This is a genomic window from Streptomyces europaeiscabiei (assembly GCF_001550375.1).
GTDB lineage: Bacteria > Actinomycetota > Actinomycetes > Streptomycetales > Streptomycetaceae > Streptomyces > Streptomyces europaeiscabiei.
The window spans coordinates 1-3,361 of the sequence record NZ_LRTR01000740.1 but is presented as its reverse complement, the minus strand read 5'-3'; the positions used below and the strand labels follow the sequence as shown (position 1 = coordinate 3,361).

Genomic DNA, 3,361 nt, shown 5'->3' with positions numbered 1-3,361 from the left:
CCCGTTGCTGGACGTGTCGTTGGTGTCGGTCGCGGCGGTGAACGGGCCGCGGTCGGTGGTGATCGCCGGTGTCGAGGCGGCTGTTACGGAGGTCGCCGAGAAGCTGAAGGTGCGGGGTCGGCGGACGTCCCGTCTGCGGGTCTCGCACGCGTTCCATTCCCCGTTGATGGAGCCGATGCTCGACGCGTTCCGTGAGGTGGCGGAGCGGATCACCTACGGAACCCCTGCCCTTCCCGTGGTGTCGAACGTGACGGGACGTCTGGCCACCGACGGTGACCTGATGTCGGCCGAGTACTGGGTGCGTCATGTCCGTCAGGCGGTGCGGTTCGCCGATGGTGTGAGTGCTCTGGCGGCCGAGGGTGTGACGCGTTTCCTGGAGATCGGCCCCGACGGCACCCTCACCGCCCTCGCGCGAACCGTGCTCGGTGACGTCGATGACGCGCTCTTCGTCCCGCTGCTCCGCAAGGATGTCTCCGAGCACATGGCCGTGCTGCGGGCGATGGCCCGTTTCCACGTCGACGGTGGAGAGGTCGACTGGAGTGTCCTGCTCGGCAGCGGCGACGGTGCCCCGGCAGTGGACCTGCCCACCTACCCGTTCCAACGCCAACGCTACTGGCTCGCCCCGAACCAGTCGGCGCCCGGTGTCCCGGCTGGCCCCGCGCACGCCTCCGCGGTGATCGACGACGCCTTCTGGGCCGCTGTCGAGTGCGAGGACCTCCCCGCGCTGGCGGCGGATCTCGACCTCGCACCGGACATCCTCGGCCCGGTGGTTCCGGCCCTCTCGAAGTGGTACAGGCAGCGACAGGACCAGGCCATGGTCGACGCGCTGCGGTACGAGGTGTCCTGGAAGCCCCTGACCAGGGACGACGAGATCACCCCTGCCGCCGGTGCCTCCCGCACCGGGAACTGGACCGTCCTGGTACCGGCCGACCTGGACGTCGCCTCGCGCGCCACGGTGAACAGCCTCGTCGCGGGCCTCCGCAAACAGGGACTCACCCCGCACGTCGTCGAGACCGATCTCGCGGACCCGGAGGCGCTCCGACTCGCTTTCGGCGAGATCGGCGCCTCGGACGGCACGCGGGCGCCGGACGGGATCCTGTCGTTGCTGAGCCTCGACGCGTCCGCCGATCCGGTCGTGGGGACACTCGCCGCGCTCCGCGCGCTCGCCGAGTCCGAACCTCTCGGTACACGACTCTGGGTCCTCACTCACGGGGCCGTCGCTGTCGGAAGTCCTGATCGTGTCACCCGCACCTCACACAGCGCCGTGTGGGGACTGGGCCGCGTCGCGGCCCTGGAACACCCGGACATCTGGGGCGGGTTGATCGATCTGCCCGCGCAGGTGGACGACCGCGTAAGCGCACGTCTCGCCGTCGCACTCACCCGCCTCGGGCCGGATGAGGATCAACTCGCCATCCGGACTCACGGCATCTTCGGCCGCCGACTGTCCCAGGCCGCGCCACTGCCGCAGCTCACGGCCGACGGCTGGGAGCCGCGCGGTACGGTGCTGATCACCGGCGGAACAGGCGCCCTTGGCGCACACGTGGCCCGCTGGGCGGTGACGCGCGGCGCCCGTGACCTGCTCCTGGTGAGCCGCAGCGGCGAAGCGGCCCCCGGCGTCGCCGAACTGCGCGCGGAACTGCAGGAGGCGGGGGCCCAGGTCACGCTGGCAGCCCTGGACGTCTCCGAACGCGACGACCTCGCCGCGCTCCTGGCCGAGCATCCTGTCAACGCGGTGTTCCATACGGCCGGCGTTCTGGACGACGGCACGCTGCTCACGACGGATGCCGGTCGTGTCGAGCGGGTCATGGGCCCCAAGGCCACGGCGGCCCTTCTGCTGGACGAGCTGACCCGGGACCGCGACCTCTCGGCGTTCGTCCTCTTCTCCTCCCTGGCCGGAACGCTGGGCAGCCCGGGACAGGGCGCCTACGCCGCCGCCAACGCCGTCCTCGACGCCCTCGCCGAGCGGCGCCGGGGTGAGGGTCTGCCGGCCACGTCGATCGCGTGGGGCCCGTGGGCGGGCGACGGAATGGCCTCCGATTCCGGGGGCCGACGTCGTGGCCAGGGCGCCGTGACCGCGCTCGCCCCGGGGTTCGCCCTGTCCGCGCTGGGCGCGGCTCTCGACGGCGACATCACCACCCAACTGGTCGTGGACGCCGACTGGAACCGTTTCATCCCGGCGTTCACCACGACTCGCCCCAGCGCCCTCCTCACCCCCATGACCCCGCCTCCTGCCGCCGGCCCCGCACCCGGTGGCAGCGCTCACACCGGTGCGGCCGGGGACGACCTGCGCTCCCGCGCCGCGAGCCTGTCGCGCGAGGCCGGGCAACGCCTCGTACTCGACGAAGTACAGAAGCTCGCCGCGATGATGCTGGGGCATACGGGTCCCGGGCAGGTGGGTGCTGAGCGGGCGTTCCGTGATCTGGGTGTGGACTCGTTGATCGCGGTGGAGTTGCGCAACGTCCTGGCGGCTGCCACGGGTGTCACTCTTCCGACGACGGTGGTCTTCGACCATCCGACTCCGCGGGTGCTGGCGGAGTTCTTGTACGGGGAGTTGTTCGGTGCGGACGGTGCCGCTGCGGCGGTGTCGGCCGTGGCGGCCGTGGCGGTGCCGGACGAGCCGGTGGCGATCGTCGGAATGGCGTGCCGTTTCCCGGGTGGTGTGGAGTCGCCCGAGGATCTGTGGGCGATGCTGGCGGACGGCCGGGACGGCATCGGTGACTTCCCGACCGACCGTGGCTGGAACCTCGACCTCCTCTTCGCCCCGGATCCCGACAACCCCTACGCCAGCCACACCGCGCGAGGCGGCTTCCTGTCCGGTGTCGGTGGTTTTGACGCGGAGTTCTTCGGGGTGTCTCCGCGTGAGGCGTTGGCGATGGATCCGCAGCAGCGGTTGTTGTTGGAGGCGTCATGGCAGGCCGTGGAGCGGGCGGGTGTCGATCCTCGGTCGTTGCGTGGTTCGCGGGTGGGTGTGTTCGCGGGGACGAACGGTCAGGACTATCCGGCGTTGTTGAGTGTGTCGGAGGGTGACTTCGGCGGTTACGTGGGCACCGGCAACGCGGCGAGTGTGGTGTCGGGGCGGGTGTCGTACGTTCTGGGGCTGGAGGGTCCGGCGGTGACGGTCGACACCGCGTGTTCGTCGTCGCTGGTGGCGTTGCATCTCGCGGTGCAGTCGCTGCGCAGCGGGGAGTGCGATCTGGCGTTGGCCGGTGGTGTGACGGTGATGTCGACCCCGGGTGCTTTCGTGGAGTTCAGTCGTCAGGGGGGTCTGGCGGGTGACGGCCGGTGCAAGGCGTTCGCGGACGCGGCGGACGGGACGGGGTGGGGTGAGGGTGCGGGTGTGCTGCTGGTGGAGCGGTTGTCG

The 3,361-nt window shown here is 70.9% G+C and carries 1 protein-coding gene; it reads left to right on the top strand.

Going from position 1 to position 3,361, the window contains the following annotated elements; genetic code table 11:
- A partial coding sequence (locus AWZ10_RS53155; protein ID WP_482258128.1) for an SDR family NAD(P)-dependent oxidoreductase occupies positions 1-3,361 on the top strand: 3,361 nt, incomplete at both ends.